Raw genomic sequence first — 15,559 nt, forward strand, 5'->3', positions numbered from 1 at the left:
CCGGTGGGGCGTTCGGCCCCCCCCCCCCCCCGGGGGGGGGTCACCCCCCCCCCCCCCCCCCCCGCGCGGGGGGGGGGGCCGGCGGGCCCGCCCCCCCCCCCCCCCCCCCCGGCCGACACCGACTAGGCGCGCGGCTTCTCGCGCATCTCGTAGGTCTCGATGATGTCCTCGACCTTGATGTCGTTGAACGACCCCAGGGTCACACCGGCCTCGAAGCCCTCGCGGACCTCGGTCGCGTCGTCCTTGAAGCGGCGCAGACCCTCGATGGTGAGGCTCTCCGCCACGACCTTGCCGTCGCGCAGCAGGCGGGCCTTGGCGTTGCGGCGGATGATGCCGTCGCGCACCAGGACACCGGCGATGTTGCCGAACTTGGAGGAGCGGAAGACCTCGCGGATCTCCGCGGCGCCCAGGCGCACCTCCTCGTACTCCGGCTTGAGGAGGCCCTTGAGGGCGTTCTCGATCTCCTCGATCGCCTGGTAGATGACCGAGTAGTACCGGACGTCCACGCCTTCCTTGTCGGCCGCGGTGCGCGCACGGCCTTCGGCGCGCACGTTGAAGCCGATGATGATGGCGTCCGAGCCCATCGCCAGGTCCACGTCGGACTCGGTGATGGCACCCACACCGCGGTGCAGGACCCGGAGCTCGACCTCCTCGCCCACGTCGAGCTTGACGAGGGCGTCCTCGAGGGCTTCGACGGAACCGGAGACGTCACCCTTGATGATGAGGTTGAGCTGCTCGATGGAGCCGGCGGCGATGGCCTTGTCCAGGTCCTCCAGGGACACCCGGACCCGACGCTGCGCGAAGGCGGCGTTGCGGTCGCGGGCCGAGCGCTTCTCGGCGATCTGGCGGGCGGTGCGGTCCTCGTCGACGACGATGAAGCTGTCGCCGGCGCGGGGCACCGAGGTCAGACCGAGCAGCAGCACCGGGCGGGACGGGCCGGCCTCGGAGAGGCTGTTGCCGTTCTCGTCCAGCATCGCGCGGACGCGGCCGTAGGCGTCGCCCACGACGATCGAGTCGCCGACGCGGAGGGTACCGCGCTGGACGAGGACGGTCGCCATGGCGCCGCGGCCCTTGTCGAGGTGGGCCTCGATGGCGATGCCCTGCGCGTCCTGCTCCGGGTTGGCCCGCAGGTCCAGCGAGGCGTCCGCGGTCAGGACCACGGCCTCCAGCAGCTGGTCGATGTGCAGGCCCTGGCGGGCGGAGATGTCGACGAACATGGTGTCGCCGCCGTACTCCTCGGCCACCAGGCCGAACTCGGTCAGCTGACCGCGGACCTTCGTCGGGTCGGCGCCCTCGACGTCGATCTTGTTGACGGCGACCACGATCGGCACGCCGGCGGCCTTGGCGTGGTTCAACGCCTCGACCGTCTGCGGCATGACGCCGTCGTTGGCCGCGACCACCAGGATCGCGATGTCGGTGGACTTGGCACCACGGGCACGCATGGCGGAGAACGCCTCGTGACCCGGGGTGTCGAGGAAGGTGATCGGACGCTGCTCGCCGTTCACCTCGGTGACGACCTGGTAGGCACCGATGTGCTGGGTGATGCCACCGGCCTCGCCGGCCACGACGTTGGACTTGCGGATCGCGTCCAGCAGTCGGGTCTTACCGTGGTCGACGTGACCCATGACGGTGACGACCGGCGGGCGCGGGGCCAGCTGGTCCTCGTCGCCCTCGTTGGCGCCGAAGTCGATGTCGAACGACTCCAGCAGCTCGCGGTCCTCGTCGTCCCGGCTGACGATCTCCAGGACGAAGCCCATCTCGCCGGCCAGCAGCTCGAGGGTCGCGTCGGAGACCGACTGGGTCGCGGTGACCATCTCACCGAGGTTGAACATGACGGAGACGAGCGCGGCCGGGTTGGCGTTGATCTTCTCCGCGAAGTCCGTCAGGGAGGCACCACGCGACAGGCGGACCGTCTGGCCGTTGCCGCGGGGCAGCATCACACCGCCGACGGACGGGGCCTGCATGGCCTCGTACTCCTGGCGCTTCGCCCGCTTCGACTTGCGACCGCGAGCCGGGCGACCGCCCGGGCCACGACCGAAGGCGCCCTGCGTGCCACCACGGGCACCCGGGCCGCCGGGACGGCCGCCGAAGCCGCCGGGACGCGGGCCGAAACCGCCGCCGCCACCCGGGGCACCGCCACCGGGACGCGGGCCGCCGAAGCCGCCGCCACCGGCCGGACGCGAGCCCGGACCGGCCGGACGACCCTGGAAGCCGGGACGGGCACCGCCGCCGGCACCCGGACCACCCGGACGACCGCCGGGGCCACCGGGACCACGGCCACCACCCGGGCCCGGGCGCGGGCCCGGAGCCGGACGCTGCGGCATCATGCCCGGGTTCGGGCGCGGCATGCCGGACGGGGTCGGGCCGCCGGGGCGCGGACCGGCGGGACGCGGCATCCCGTCGGGACGCGGCGCACCACCCGGACGCGGGGCACCCGCACCCGGGCCACCGGCACGCGGAGCGCCGGCACCGGGGGCACCGGCCGGACGCGGACGGTCGCCACCGGGACGCGGACGGTCGCCACCCGGACGCGGGGCACCGGCGCCGGCACCGGGGGCACCGGCCGGACGCGGACGGTCGCCACCGGGACGCGGACGGTCGCCGCCCTGCGCACCCGGAGCACCCGGACGGCCACCCGACGCGCCGGGACGGCGGTCGCCGGGGCGGGCCATGCCGGTCGCGCTGCCCGAGGTGAACGGGTTGTTGCCCGGACGCGGGCCGGCCGGACGCGGGCCCGGACGGGCGCCGCTGCCGGACTGGGCCGCCGGACGCGGGGCCTGGGAGGCCGGACGCGGGGCGTCACCGCCGGCCGGAGCCGGCGAGGAGAACTCGGCCGCGGGCGCGGCCGGGGCCGCCGGAGCCGCCGGGGTGGCGGGACGCGCGGCCGGGCGCGGGCCCGGGGTCGGCGCGCCGGCCTTCGGGGCGGCGGCGGAGGGTGCGGCCGGGGCGGCGGGCGCCGCGGCAGCGGGGGTCGGACGGGGACCGGGGGTCGCGGCAGGGCGCGGACCCGGGGTCGGAGCCGGCTTCGGGGCACCCGAAGCGGCGGGGGAGGGCGCCGCGGTCTTCCGCGGGCCCGGCTTGGCAGCGCCACCACCGGTGGGGGCCACACCAAGCGCGTCAGTCAGCTTGCGCACGACCGGCGCCTCGATCGTCGAGGACGCCGAACGGACGAACTCACCCAGCTCGGTGAGCTTGGCCATGACGGCCTTGCTCTCCAAACCAAGCTCCTTGGCGAGTTCGTAAACCCGGACCTTAGCCACTTCACTCCTGTCTATGAGTCCGGGGTCTCGTCCGCCGGACTGTCGCTACTTCATGGGCGTACCCATCGCGTACTCATCGCGTACTCATCGAGTGCTCATCGCAATCTCGACCTACTTCCACATCGCGAGGTACCTGACTGGTGGCACGGCGTGCGGCTGCCCGCCGTGCTTGTTGCGGTGGTTCTCCCGCCGCTTCGAGTGGCGGCGGTACGGGGCGTGGCCCCTCAGGACTCCGAGGACTCCGAGGCGCCGTCCGCCCTCTCCTCGATGAACCCGCGCAGTCGCGCCGTGTCGAGCGTGCCCTGGAGCCGGAAGGCCCGGGGGAACGCCCGGCGACGGACCGCGAGGTCGAGGCAGGCCGGATCGGGGTGCAGATGCGCGCCCCGGCCCGGAAGTGCGCCACGGGGATCGGGGACGCACTCGCCCTCGACCGCCGTGACACGCAACAGCTGGTGCTTGGCCGCGCGCTTGCGGCAGCCCACGCAGGTGCGTTCCGGGCGTGCTCGGACATGCGTCCGGCCAGACGAAGGCAAGTCTACCCCTCCGAAGGGACATGGCGCCGCCCCGCCGATCACGGTGACCGGCGGGACGGCTACGACGACACGGACTACTCGCCGGCGGATTCCGGCTGGCCCTCGGTGTCCGGGCGGATGTCGATGCGCCAGCCGGTCAGGCGGGCGGCCAGGCGGGCGTTCTGCCCCTCCTTGCCGATCGCCAGCGAGAGCTGGTAGTCCGGCACGACGACCCGGGCGGAGCGCTGGGCCAGGTCCACGATCTCCACACTGCTCACCCGGGCGGGCGACAGCGCGGCGGCGACCATCTCGCGGGGGTCCTCGGACCAGTCCACGATGTCGATCTTCTCGCCGTGCAGCTCGCCCATCACCGCGCGCACCCGGGAGCCCATCGGGCCGATGCAGGCGCCCTTGGCGTTCAGCCCGGCCCGGCGCGACCAGACCGCGATCTTGGTGCGGTGGCCGGCCTCACGGGCGATCGCGGCGATCTCGACGCTGCCGTCGGCGATCTCCGGGACCTCCAGCGCGAAGAGCTTCTTCACCAGGCTGGGGTGGGTGCGCGACAGCGTCACCGACGGGCCGCGCACGCCGCGGCGCACCGCGACGACGTAGCACTTGAGCCGGGTGCCGTGGCGGTAGTCCTCGCCCGGCACCTGCTCCTGCGGCGGGAGGATGGCCTCCAGCTTGCCGATGTCGACGAGCACGTTCTTCGGGTCGTTGCCCTGCTGGACGACACCGGTGACGATGTCGCCCTCCTTGCCCGCGTACTCGCCGAAGGTCTGGTCGTCGGCGGCGTCGCGCAGGCGCTGCATCATCACCTGGATGCCGATGCTGGACGCGATCCGGCCGAAGCCGCTCGGGGTGTCGTCGAACTCCTTCGGCTCGACGCCCTCGTCCAGCTCCGCCGGGTCCTCCGTCGCCCACACGGTCACGTGGCCGCTCTGGCGGTCCAGGTGCACGCGGGCGCGGCGGCGCGAGCCCTCGGTGCGGTGGTACGCGGTGAGGAGGGCCGACTCGATGGACTCGACCAGCAGGTCGAAGGGGATGTTCTTCTCGTTGACCAGCGTGCGCAGGGCACTCATGTCGATGTCCACGGCTACGCCTCCTCGTCTTTCGTCACGTTCGTCATGCTGGGCCGGGCCGTCGCGTCACTCCGCACCGTCGTCCCCCTCGTCCACCTCGTCGAGAGGGTCGTCGTCCTTGCGGTTGAACTCGACCTGCACGCGGGCGCGGGCGACCTCGGGGTACTCCAGGCGGCGCTCCTTCGGACGGCCGCGGCCCTTGACCGGCTGCACCTCGACCAGCACGCCGTCCTCGTCGGCGGCCAGCACGCGGGCGGTCAGCTCGGCGCCGTCCACCAGGTGGATCTGCGCCAGGCGGCCCTCGGCCCGCTGCCAGTGGCGCGGCAGCGCCAGCGGGCGCTCGGCGCCCGGCGAGCCGACCTCCAGCAGGTAGGGCTCGTCGCCCAGCACGTCCGACGCGTCCAGGGCGTCGCCCACGACCCGGCTGAACTCGGCGACGGCGTCCATGTCCACGCCCTCGTCGGTGTCGACGTCGATCTGCACCTGACGGCGGTTGCCCGCCTTGGTGACCCTGACGTCCTCCAGGTCCAGCCCGGCCTGCGCGGCCAGGGGCTCCAACAGTTCTCGCAGCCGATCGGTGTGGGTGGTGCTCATCCGGGTGGACTCCTCGGCCGCGTCTGCTGTTGTCAGAAGGTCGCTCCGTACCCCACGGGTCACGGCAGCTCGGCCCAAAGCCTAGCCGGTGCAACGGCCAACCACCGATTCCGCACCATGCCGGGCCCCGGACACGCCAGTCACTGCGAGCAACCTCACACCCGCCCTTCCCCGGCCCCGAACGTGTGGGTTCTGTAATCATTCACGCCACGGGGGCGGGGAGGCCGTCCTCGCGCCCCCACCCCGGAGTGACCCCGATGCAGCCACCCAGCCGACGGACCTTCCTCGCCCTCGGCACGCTCGCCGGCCTCTCCGCGCTGGCCGCCTGCACCGGCTCGGACGGCGGCTCCGCCTCCCCCGCGGCCACCCCCGACCCGGACGCCCTCGTCCGCGCGCGGGCCGTCGGCGCCACCGACGTCGTCCTCGCGGTGTACGACACCGCCCACCCCGCGCCCGGGCAGGCCGCCCTGCTCCAGCAGTTGCACGCCGAGACCGCCCAGCACCGCGCCGCCCTCACCCAGGGTCTGCCGGCGGCGCCGGGCGCGAGCACCTCAACCACCTCCCCGGCCACCGCACCGGACGTCACGCCCACCAGCGTCCTGGTCTCCGGGGAACTCCAGCTGGCCAAGGCCCTTCTGACCGACCTGGCCGCCGCCACCGGGCCGCTGGCCCGCCTCCTCGCCTCCGTCGCCGCGGCCGCCCTGCTGCACGCCTCCGCCCTCGACGCCACCGTCGCCACCCCGATCACGGTGCCCCTGCCCACGGCGAAGCCGACCGGCAGCGCCACCCCCGTCCCGGCGGCCTCCCCCGACACCGCCGGCCTCGCCGCGCTGCAGAGCGCCCTCGGCGCCGAGCACGCCGCCGTCTACGGCTACGGCGTCGTCGGCGCCCGCCTGCCCGACGACCAGCAGCGCGCCGACGCCCGCACCGCCCTGGCCGCCCACGAGGCCCGCCGCGACTCCTGGCAGCGCCTGCTCACCACCCTCGGCGCCGCCCCCACCCCCGCCGGCGGCGGCTACCGCCTGCCCTTCCCCGTCCAGGACGCCGCCACCGCCGCCCGGCTCGCCGCCCACCTGGAGACCGGGCTCACCGCCGTCTACGCGGACCTCGTCGCCGCCCTCCCCGGGCCGCACCGCCCCACCGCGGCCACCGCCCTCCAGGAGGCCGCCGTCCGCGCCCGCCGCTGGGGCGCCCCGGCCACGGCCTTCCCCGGCATCCCGGACGCCGCCGCCCCGTCCCCCGCCACTCCGTCCCCCACCACTCCGTCGCCCACCGCCTCGTCCGCCCCCGCGACCCCGTAGCGGCGACAATGGACGACATGTCGGGAGCAACGCCCCACCCCACCGTCCCCACCTGGCTGACCCGCACCGTCACCGCCGCCCACGGCGAGGAGGGCCGCCGCTGGCTGGACGCCCTGCCCGGCCTGGTCGCCGCCCACCTGGACCACTGGGACCTCACCGTCGAGCGCACCCTCGACCCCGGCGGCAGCCTCAGCCTGATCACGTACGTCCACCGCGACGACCTCTCCCCCGCCGTCCTCAAGACCGGCCTGCGCACCCCGGAGACCGTCCACGAGCACGAGGCCCTCGCCCACTGGGCCGGCCGGGGCGCCGTCCTCCTCCTGGACGCCGACCCCGCCGAGGGCGTCCTGCTGCTGGAGCGCCTCCACGGCGACATCCCGCTGCGCTCCCTCGCCGAGCCCAAGGCGATGCTGGAGGCCACCAGCCTGCTCCACCGGCTCTGGGTGCCGCTCCCCGACGGCCACCCCTTCCCCGGCACGGCCGCCCGGGTCGCGGACACCGCCGCACGGCTGGCCGCCCACCGGGCCCATCCCGTCGCCGAGGCCGCCGAGGCACTGGCGGAGGAGGCCCTGGAGACGGCCGCCGCCCTCGCCGCCGAGGAGCCCGAAACCCTGCTGCTGCACGGGGACTTCCACCACGGCAACGTCCTGGCCGCCGACCGCTCCCCCTGGCTGGCCATCGACCCGAGGCCCGTCGCCGGGGAGCGCGCGTACGACCTGGCGCGGCTCGTCCTCGACCGCGCCGACAACCTGATCGGCTCCCCGGGCGTCCCCGGCGCCGTCCGCCGCCGTCTCGGCCGGCTCTCCGAGGCCCTGGAGGTGGACCGCGACCGGCTGCGCGGCTGGACCCTGCTGCGGGCCGTGGACCTCGCCCTGCGCTCCCTCGCCGCCGGGCGGGAGCGCGACGCCGAGCTGTACCTGGAGTTCGCGGGCGCGCTGCCCTAGCCGCGTGCTCGCAACGGCAGGTGGGCGCCCATCACCGCGTACAGCCGGTCCGTCGCCGGGAAGCGCACCGCCCGGGCCAAGTCCTGGTAGCCCAGCGCCCGGTAGAGCCTGCGGGCGGGCGTCTCGGCGTCGATCGCGGAGAGGATGCTGCGGTCCAGCCCCGAGGACTCGCACAGCAGCCGGATCAGCCGCGAGCCGATCCCCTGCCCCTGGAACCGAGGCAGCACGTGCAGCTCGGTGATCGCGAACACCCCGTCCAGCCAGTCGCCGTGGCCCTGCGCGTCGAGGTACGGCTCGATCACCGTGCTCCACCAGTGCTCGCGCTGGTTCGGCATCCCGTACCCGAAGCCGACCAGCCGGCCCTCGCTCATCGCCCCGAAGGCGATCACCCCGGGCTGGCGGGCGTGCCTCCCCACGATGTGCAGCCGGACCGCGACCTCCTCGGGCGTGAGCCCGAACGCCAGCGCCTGCACGTCGAGCGCCTGCGGCGCCCAGGCCGCGAGGTCGATGGCCCCGATCGTCACCCCGGTCAGCTGATCCATGCCCCGGACGTTACTACCCGCCGCCCGCCCACGCTGGAGAAGGCCGCCAGGAGATCACTCCGCCCTAGAAGAGCACGCTCATGAAGGCCCCGACCTCGCGGAACCCCACCCGCCGATAGGCCGCCCGCGCCCGCAGGTTGAAGTCGTTGACGTACAGCGAGACCACCGGCGCCACCTCCCGCAGCGCGACGTCCAGCACCGCCGCCATGCCCGTCTCGGAGAGCCCGCGCCCGCGGTGCTCCGGGGCGACCCAGACGCCCTGGATCTGGCACGCGCCCGCCGTGACCGCGCCGATCTCGGCCTTGAACACCACCTGGCCGTCCTCGTCGAACCGCGCGAACGACCGCCCGGTGGTGACGAGTTCGGCCACCCGGGCCTGGTAGAGGAGCCCGCCGTCCCCGGCCAGCGGCGACACTCCGACCTCCTCGGTGAACATCGCCACGCAGGCCGGCATCATCGCCTCGACCTCGTCGCGGCGCACCCGCCGCACCAGCGGGTCGGGGGCGATCTCCGGCGAGGGCGTGGAGGTCGCCAACAGCGGCTGGTGCGCCCGGACTTCACGCGCGGGCCCCCAACTGCGCTCCAGCAGCGCCCAGAAGGAGGCCGTCGACGCGGCCGGGCCCACGATCGAGGAGCAGCGCCGCCCCTGCCTCCGGGCCCGTTCGGCGAAGGCGGCCACGGCCGCCGGCCCCGCGTGGACGAGGACGAGGTTGGCCCCGGCGTAGCAGAGCGCGTCGAGGACGCCGTCCCCGTCGTACCAGCCCCACATCTCCCCGCCGAGGCGCCACGGGTCCAGCCCCACCGCCTCGACCCTGGTCGCGACGAACGCGTTGGCGACCGGATCGCGGTGGAGGATCTCCAGGGCGTCCGCGAGATCGGCGGGCTCCAGGACGCGGGTGGCGGCCAGGGCCCGGGCGGCCTGGAAAGCGCCGGGGAGCATCACACCTCGATCGATCATCGAGACAGCACCTCACTGGGACGACTTCGCCGCACCCTACTCCGTGGCCCCATCCGGCTACGGCTGCGGGGCCGTCCCCGAACGGAACGGCCCCGCCTCCGGAAATTCGAACCCGCCCGCCGGCGGCCGGTTACTCGCCCGCGACGACGACCGGCTCCCCGGCCTCGACGCCCTCGGCCTGCATCTTCTCGGCGAGCTTGAGCGCCTCCTCGATCAGGGTCTCGACGATCTTCGACTCGGGCACGGTCTTGATGACCTCGCCCTTGACGAAGATCTGGCCCTTGCCGTTGCCCGAGGCCACCCCGAGGTCCGCCTCGCGCGCCTCGCCCGGCCCGTTCACCACGCAGCCCATGACGGCGACGCGCAGCGGCACCTCCATGCCCTCCAGGCCGGCGGTGACCTCCTCGGCGAGCTTGTAGACGTCCACCTGGGCGCGGCCGCAGGACGGGCAGGAGACGATCTCCAGGCCGCGCTCGCGCAGGCCCAGGGACTCCAGGATCTGGTTGCCGACCTTGATCTCCTCGGCCGGCGGCGCGGAGAGCGAGACGCGGATGGTGTCGCCGATGCCCTCGGCGAGCAGCGCGCCGAAGGCGACGGCGGACTTGATGGTGCCCTGGAACGCCGGGCCGGCCTCGGTGACGCCGAGGTGCAGCGGGTAGTCGCAGGCGGCGGCGAGCTGGCGGTAGGCCTGGATCATCACGACCGGGTCGTTGTGCTTGACCGAGATCTTGATGTCGCGGAAGTCGTGCTCCTCGAACAGCGAGCACTCCCAGAGCGCGGACTCGACCAGCGCCTCCGGGGTGGCCCGGCCGTACTTCTCCATCAGGCGCTTGTCCAGCGAGCCGGCGTTGACGCCGATGCGGATCGGGATGCCCGCGTCCTTGGCGGCCTTGGCGATCTCGCCGACCTTGTCGTCGAAGGCCTTGATGTTGCCCGGGTTGACGCGCACCGCGGCGCAGCCGGCGTCGATCGCGGCGAAGACGTACTTCGGCTGGAAGTGGATGTCCGCGATGACCGGGATCTGCGACTTCTTCGCGATGATCGGCAGCGCGTCGGCGTCGTCCTGCGAGGGGACGGCGACGCGGACGATCTGGCAGCCGGACGCGGTGAGCTCGGCGATCTGCTGCAGCGTGGCGTTGATGTCCGAGGTGACGGTGGTGGTCATCGACTGCACCGACACGGGGGCGTCACCGCCGACCGGGACATTGCCGACCATGATCTGCCGGGAGTGGCGGCGCTTGGCGAGCGGCTTGAGCGGCAGGGACGGAATACCGAGCGAGATCGCGGTCATGTGCGCAGGGTTCCCCGGGGTTGAGGTGTGGTCGACCGCCCGGCCGGGAGACGGCCGAGGCCGGGCGCGCTGACGATCGCGCACCCGGCCTCCACGGTACGGCACGGCCGAGGGCCGCAGCACACCCGCCGTACCCGCACCACCTAGCTGATCTTGACCGGGTTCACCAGGTCCGCCGCCATCACCAGGAGGGTGAAACCGATGAAAACGCTCGCCACCACGTAGGCGGCGGGCATCAGCTTCGCCACGTCGAACGGTCCCGGGTCGGGCCGGCGCAGCACCTTGGCGACGCCGCGCCGGACGGACTCCCACAGGGCGCCGGCGATGTGGCCGCCGTCCAGCGGGAGCAGCGGCAGCATGTTGAACAGGAACAACGACAGGTTGATCGTCGCCAGGATGAACACGGAGGTGGCGATCATCTGGCTGGCGGGCAGGTCCGAGGAGAACACCTCGCCGGTGACCCGGGCGGCGCCGACCATGCCGACCGGGGAGTCCGGGTCGCGCGGGCCGTCGCCGACGACGGCGTTCCAGAGCCCGGGGACCTTGCCCGGAAGGGCGGCGAGGGACTTCACGCCGGACACGCCCATGTCGTACATCCGGTCGACGGACTGCCCGAAGGTCTGCCGGACGACTTCACTCTTCGGAGTGAATCCGAGGAAACCCGCCTCCACGGTCTGGCCCTTGACCGGACGGTTGTTCCCGTCGAACTTCTGCACCTGGTTGGCGACGATCGTCGGCGTGAGGGCGACCTGCTGCCCGTCCCGCTCGACCAGGATCGTCACCGTGCGGCCGGCCGACTCGCGGATGTCCGCCTGGAGCTGGGCGTAGTCGCGGATGCGGTCCCCGTCGAAGCTGAGCACCTTGTCGCCGTGCTTGAGGCCCGCCGCGGCGGCCGGGGTCGGCGGGGCGCCGGCCGGGCAGGTGTCAGTGGGCTGGCCCGCCTTGACGATGCACTGGGAGACCGTGTCGATGGTCGGGACGGCGGTGTTCACGCCGAAGCCCATGTTGACGGTCGTGAAGAGCCCGAACGCGAGGATCAGGTTCATGAACGGCCCGGCGAACATGACGATGACGCGCTTCCACGGCTTGCGGGTGTAGAAGAGCCTGCTCTCGTCGCCCTCCTGGAGCTCCTCGTACGAGGCCTCGCGGGCGTCCTCGATCATCGTGCGGACCGCCGAGCTGCTGCGCTTGGTGATCCGGCCGTCCTCGCCCGGCGGGAACATCCCGATCATCCGGATGTACCCGCCGAACGGGATGGCCTTGATGCCGTACTCGGTCTCGCCCTTCTGCCGCGACCACAGGGTCGGACCGAAGCCGACCATGTACTGCGGGACCCGGATGCCGAACAGCTTGGCCGTGGAGAGGTGGCCGAGTTCGTGCCAGGCGATCGAGATGAGCAACCCAATCACGAAGACCAGGATGCCGACCGCCGTCATCACCACTACCACCGCTGCTCCTCCGTCATGGCGCTCCGCTCATCGTCTCGTCGTACCGCGTTCCGTGGTTCGGTGGCGGCGCCGTTCAGCCCGCCGCCAGCTCGCGGGCCCGGGCGCGGGCCCAGTCCTCCGCGTGCAGGACGTCCTCGACGGTGAGGGAAGTTCCCGCCGCCGGCCTGCCGTGCTCGGCGACGACCTTCGCAACAGTGTCCACGATTCCCGTGAAGGCGAGGCGGCCGTTCAGGAAGGCGTCCACGCACTCCTCGTTGGCGGCGTTGAACACGGCCGGGGCGGTGCCGCCCAGGGTGCCCACCTCGCGGGCCAGCTCGACGGCCGGGAAGGCCTCGTCGTCCAGCGGGAAGAACTCCCAGGTCGCGGCCTTCGTCCAGTCGCAGGCGGGGGCGGAGTCCGGCACCCGGTCCGGCCAGCCGATGCCCAGCGCGATCGGCATCCGCATGTCCGGCGGGCTGGCCTGCGCCAGGGTCGAACCGTCGGTGAACTCCACCATCGAGTGCACCACCGACTGCGGATGGACCACGACCTCGATCCGGTCGAAGGGCACGTCGTACAGCAGGTGCGCCTCGATCACCTCCAGGCCCTTGTTCACCAGCGTGGCCGAGTTGATCGTGACGACCGGGCCCATCGCCCAGGTCGGGTGCGCCAGCGCCTCCTGCGGGGTCACCCCGGCCAACTGCTCGCGGGTGCGGCTGCGGAACGGGCCCCCGCTGGCGGTGACCACCAGCTTGCGCACCTCCGCCCGGGTGCCGCCCGCCAGCGCCTGGAACAGCGCGGCGTGCTCGGAGTCCACCGGCACGATCTGCCCCGGCTTCGCCACCGCCCTCACCAGCGGGCCGCCGACGATCAGCGACTCCTTGTTGGCCAGCACCAGCACCCGGCCCGCCTCCAGCGCGGCCAGCGTCGGCCGCAGCCCGATCGAGCCGGTGATGCCGTTCAGCACCGAGTGGCACTCCATCGCGGCCAGCTCGGTGGCCGCGTCCGGACCCGCCAGCACCTTCGGAAGAGCCCGGCCCCCGGCCTCGGCCGCGAGCGCCTCGCGCAGCGCCGGCTCGGCCGCCGGATCGGCCACCGCCACGGTGTGCACGCCCAGCCGCACCGCCTGCTGGGCCAGCAGCTCCACCCGGCCGCCCGCCGCCGACAGAGCGACCACCCGGAAGCGGTCCGGGTTGCGGAGCACCACGTCGATCGCCTGGGTGCCGATCGATCCGGTGGAGCCGAGGATCACCAGCTCCCGGGGGCCGGAGGGGTCCGCCACGGTGGGCGTGAAACGCAGCTGCGGGTGGGCGAGCGAAGTCATGCGCCCATTGTGTCCTGTCCGCGTCCCTCCCCAGGACGGGTTCGCACGGCAGGACGGCTTCCCACGGCTGCGGCTACCGTCGGAGCCATGCGCACCGTCATCGCCGGGGGACACGGACAGATCGCCCTGAAACTCGAACGGCTGCTCGCCGACCGGGGCGACCGCCCCGCCGGGATCATCCGCCGCCCCGAACAGGCCCGGGCCCTCACCGACGCCGGAGCCGAGCCGCTGCTGCTCGACCTGGAGGCCACCACCCCCGCCGCGCTCGCCGAACTCCTCGCCGGAGCCGACGCCGTGGTCTTCGCCGCCGGCGCCGGCCCCGGCAGCGGCGCCGCCCGCAAGGACACCGTCGACCGCGACGCCGCCGTCCTGCTCGCCGACGCCGCCGAACTCGCGGGCGTACGGCGGTACCTGATGATCTCCTCGATGGGCGCCGACGCCCGGGCCCACCACCCCGCCGACGCCGTCTTCGAGACCTACCTGCGCGCCAAGGGCGCCGCCGACGACGCCGTCCGCTCCCGCACCGCCCTGGACTGGACGGTGCTGCGCCCCGGGCGGCTCACCGACGGCCCCGGCACCGGCCTCGTCCGCCTCGCCCCCTCGGTCGGCCGCGGCGCCGTCCCCCGGGCCGACGTGGCCGCCGTCCTCGCCGCGCTGCTGCACGAGCCCGCCACCGCCGGGCGGACGCTGGAGCTGGTGGCCGGCGACGCCACCGTCGAGGAGGCCGTGGCCGCCGCAGCCGGGCACGGCGCCTGACACGCCCCCGGAGCGCCCTCGAAGCGCCCTCGGAACGCCCGTGGGGCCCCGGTTCGTCCGAACCGGGGCCCCACGGGGATCGTCCTGATCAGAGGTCGAGGCCGGTGAGGACCAGGACCTTCTCGACCGTGTAGTCGTCCATCGCGTACTTGACGCCCTCGCGGCCCACGCCCGAGTCCTTGACGCCGCCGTACGGCATCTGGTCGGCGCGGTAGGACGGCGCGTCGCCGATGATCACACCGCCGACCTCCAGCTCCCGGTGCGCCCGGAACGCCGTCTGCAGGTCGTGGGTGAACACGCCCGCCTGCAGGCCGAAGGCCGAGTCGTTGACCGCCGCGAAGGCCTCGTCCACGCCGTCCACCCGGTGCAGCGACAGCACCGGGCCGAACACCTCGGCCGTGGCCAGGATCGCGTCGGCCGGCAGCTCCGCCAGCACGGTCGGGGCGAAGGTCGCGCCCTCACGGGTGCCGCCGGTGAGGACCTTGGCGCCCTTGGCGACCGCGTCCTCCACCCAGGACTCCACGCGCTTGGCGGCGTTCTCGTCCACCAGCGGGCCGACGTCCGTCGAGGCGTCGTTCGGGTCGCCGGTCACCTGGGCCTTCACCTTGGCGACGACCTTCTCCACCAGCGCGTCGTACACCGAGGCGTCCGCGATCACCCGCTGCACCGAGATGCAGGACTGGCCGCCCTGGTAGTTGGCGAACATCGCGATCCGGGTGGCCGCCCAGTCCAGGTCCGCCTCCGAGGACCAGTCGGCGAGCACCACGGCCGCGGCGTTGCCGCCCAGCTCCAGGGTGCAGTGCTTGCGCGGCACCGAGTCCATGATCTGGTAGCCGACCTTGTCCGAACCGGTGAAGGAGATCACCGGCACGCGCGGGTCCTGCACCAGGGCCGGCATCCGGTCGTTCGGCACCGGCAGGACCGACCAGGAACCGGCCGGCAGGTCCGTCTCGGCCAGGATCTCGCCCAGCACCATCGCCGACAGCGGGGTCGCCGGAGCCGGCTTGAGGATGATCGGGGCGCCCACCGCGATCGCCGGGGCGACCTTGTGCGCGACCAGGTTCAGCGGGAAGTTGAACGGGGCGATCCCCAGCACCACGCCGCGCGGGAAGCGGCGCACCACCGCGAAGCGGCCCGTGCCGCCCGGGTCGGTGTCCAGGCGCATCGTCTCGCCGTTGGTGCGGCGCGCCTCCTCGGCGGCCCAGCGGAACACCGACACGGCCCGGCCGACCTCGCCGCGCGCCCACTTGATCGGCTTGCCGTTCTCCGCGGTGATCAGCTGCGCGATCTCCTCGGTGCGCTCCGTCAGCCGCTTCGCCACGTGGTCCAGGGCGGCGGCGCGCTGGTGCGCCGGGGTGGCGGCGAACACCGGCAGCGCGGCGACGGCGGCGTCCAGCGCCTCCTCGACCTGCGCCTCGGTCGGAACGCTCACCCTGCCGACCGGACGGCCGTCCCAGCTGTTGTGCACCTCGAAGTCGGCGTCGCCGCTCGCCCGGCGGCCGGCCAGCCAGAATTCGTACGTGGTGGTCACCGTGGTACCGGCCCTCTCCTCGTCGTCGTACGGCCCA

13 protein-coding genes are annotated in these 15,559 nt (G+C 73.8%); 3 read left to right on the forward strand and 10 right to left on the reverse strand.

Annotated elements, in window-relative coordinates; genetic code table 11:
* Window positions 1-122: 122 nt before the first annotated feature.
* The 4 genes from infB to rimP all read right to left on the reverse strand — a co-directional run bounded on the left by infB (window position 123) and on the right by rimP (window position 5,448).
* Window positions 123-3,260 carry a translation initiation factor IF-2 gene (infB, locus tag ACIRRS_RS37175; RefSeq protein WP_402981083.1) on the reverse strand — a complete coding sequence of 1,046 codons (3,138 nt, stop codon included), beginning with the start codon at window positions 3,258-3,260 and terminating at the stop codon, window positions 123-125.
* Between the two features lie 224 nt (window positions 3,261-3,484).
* Window positions 3,485-3,742 carry a YlxR family protein gene (locus tag ACIRRS_RS37180; protein WP_402981086.1) on the reverse strand — a complete coding sequence of 86 codons (258 nt, stop codon included), beginning with the start codon at window positions 3,740-3,742 and terminating at the stop codon, window positions 3,485-3,487.
* A gap of 125 nt (window positions 3,743-3,867) precedes the next feature.
* Window positions 3,868-4,866, reverse strand: coding sequence for a transcription termination factor NusA (gene nusA, locus ACIRRS_RS37185; RefSeq protein ID WP_402981089.1), 999 nt, complete (start codon window positions 4,864-4,866; stop codon window positions 3,868-3,870).
* Between the two features lie 54 nt (window positions 4,867-4,920).
* Window positions 4,921-5,448, reverse strand: a complete 528-nt coding sequence (gene rimP / locus ACIRRS_RS37190) for a ribosome maturation factor RimP (RefSeq protein ID WP_402981092.1) — start codon at window positions 5,446-5,448, stop codon at window positions 4,921-4,923.
* A gap of 830 nt (window positions 5,449-6,278) precedes the next feature.
* On the opposite strand from rimP, the gene ACIRRS_RS37195 reads away from it, so the two are divergent.
* Both ACIRRS_RS37195 and ACIRRS_RS37200 read left to right on the forward strand, forming a co-directional pair.
* Window positions 6,279-6,749, forward strand: coding sequence for a ferritin-like domain-containing protein (locus ACIRRS_RS37195; protein WP_402981159.1), 471 nt, complete (start codon window positions 6,279-6,281; stop codon window positions 6,747-6,749).
* A 17-nt stretch (window positions 6,750-6,766) separates the two neighbouring features.
* Entirely contained in the window at window positions 6,767-7,693 is a 927-nt protein-coding gene (locus ACIRRS_RS37200; protein WP_402981095.1) for an aminoglycoside phosphotransferase family protein, read from the forward strand.
* Here the strand turns inward: ACIRRS_RS37200 and ACIRRS_RS37205 are convergent.
* From ACIRRS_RS37205 to dxr, 5 genes are all read right to left on the reverse strand, one after another.
* On the reverse strand, window positions 7,690-8,235 hold the full coding sequence (locus ACIRRS_RS37205; protein WP_402981098.1) for a GNAT family N-acetyltransferase: 546 nt from the start codon (window positions 8,233-8,235) through the stop codon (window positions 7,690-7,692). The two genes, ACIRRS_RS37200 and ACIRRS_RS37205, sit on opposite strands and share 4 nt — an antisense overlap.
* Window positions 8,236-8,299: 64 nt before the next feature.
* Complete coding sequence (locus ACIRRS_RS37210; RefSeq protein ID WP_402981162.1) at window positions 8,300-9,175, reverse strand: GNAT family N-acetyltransferase; 876 nt, start codon at window positions 9,173-9,175, stop codon at window positions 8,300-8,302.
* A gap of 148 nt (window positions 9,176-9,323) precedes the next feature.
* Complete coding sequence (gene ispG, locus ACIRRS_RS37215; protein WP_402981101.1) at window positions 9,324-10,484, reverse strand: flavodoxin-dependent (E)-4-hydroxy-3-methylbut-2-enyl-diphosphate synthase; 1,161 nt, start codon at window positions 10,482-10,484, stop codon at window positions 9,324-9,326.
* 143 nt (window positions 10,485-10,627) lie between these two features.
* Window positions 10,628-11,932: a M50 family metallopeptidase gene (locus ACIRRS_RS37220; protein WP_402981104.1), complete on the reverse strand. Its 1,305-nt coding sequence runs from the start codon at window positions 11,930-11,932 to the stop codon at window positions 10,628-10,630.
* 73 nt (window positions 11,933-12,005) lie between these two features.
* Window positions 12,006-13,235, reverse strand: a complete 1,230-nt coding sequence (dxr, locus tag ACIRRS_RS37225) for a 1-deoxy-D-xylulose-5-phosphate reductoisomerase (protein ID WP_402981107.1) — start codon at window positions 13,233-13,235, stop codon at window positions 12,006-12,008.
* 87 nt (window positions 13,236-13,322) lie between these two features.
* Between dxr and ACIRRS_RS37230 the strand changes: the two genes are divergently transcribed.
* Window positions 13,323-13,991 (forward strand): NAD(P)H-binding protein, encoded by a 669-nt coding sequence (locus ACIRRS_RS37230; RefSeq protein WP_402981110.1) that lies wholly within the window; start codon window positions 13,323-13,325, stop codon window positions 13,989-13,991.
* A gap of 88 nt (window positions 13,992-14,079) precedes the next feature.
* Here ACIRRS_RS37230 and ACIRRS_RS37235 read toward each other — a convergent pair whose 3' ends face one another.
* Window positions 14,080-15,522 (reverse strand): aldehyde dehydrogenase family protein, encoded by a 1,443-nt coding sequence (locus ACIRRS_RS37235; RefSeq protein ID WP_402981113.1) that lies wholly within the window; start codon window positions 15,520-15,522, stop codon window positions 14,080-14,082.
* Between the last annotated feature and the right edge of the window lie 37 nt (window positions 15,523-15,559).

Source organism: Kitasatospora sp. NPDC101183 (genome assembly GCF_044767945.1).
GTDB lineage: Bacteria > Actinomycetota > Actinomycetes > Streptomycetales > Streptomycetaceae > Kitasatospora.

Bases quoted from the DNA above. Each gene is read 5' to 3' on its own strand.
- rimP (WP_402981092.1), bottom strand. From the start codon at position 5,448: ATGAGCACCACCCACACCGATCGGCTGCGAGAACTGTTGGAGCCCCTG.
- ACIRRS_RS37200 (WP_402981095.1), top strand. From the start codon at position 6,767: ATGTCGGGAGCAACGCCCCACCCCACCGTCCCCACCTGGCTGACCCGC.
- ACIRRS_RS37205 (WP_402981098.1), bottom strand. From the start codon at position 8,235: ATGGATCAGCTGACCGGGGTGACGATCGGGGCCATCGACCTCGCGGCC.
- ACIRRS_RS37210 (WP_402981162.1), bottom strand. From the start codon at position 9,175: ATGCTCCCCGGCGCTTTCCAGGCCGCCCGGGCCCTGGCCGCCACCCGC.
- ispG (WP_402981101.1), bottom strand. From the start codon at position 10,484: ATGACCGCGATCTCGCTCGGTATTCCGTCCCTGCCGCTCAAGCCGCTC.
- dxr (WP_402981107.1), bottom strand. From the start codon at position 13,235: ATGACTTCGCTCGCCCACCCGCAGCTGCGTTTCACGCCCACCGTGGCG.
- ACIRRS_RS37230 (WP_402981110.1), top strand. From the start codon at position 13,323: ATGCGCACCGTCATCGCCGGGGGACACGGACAGATCGCCCTGAAACTC.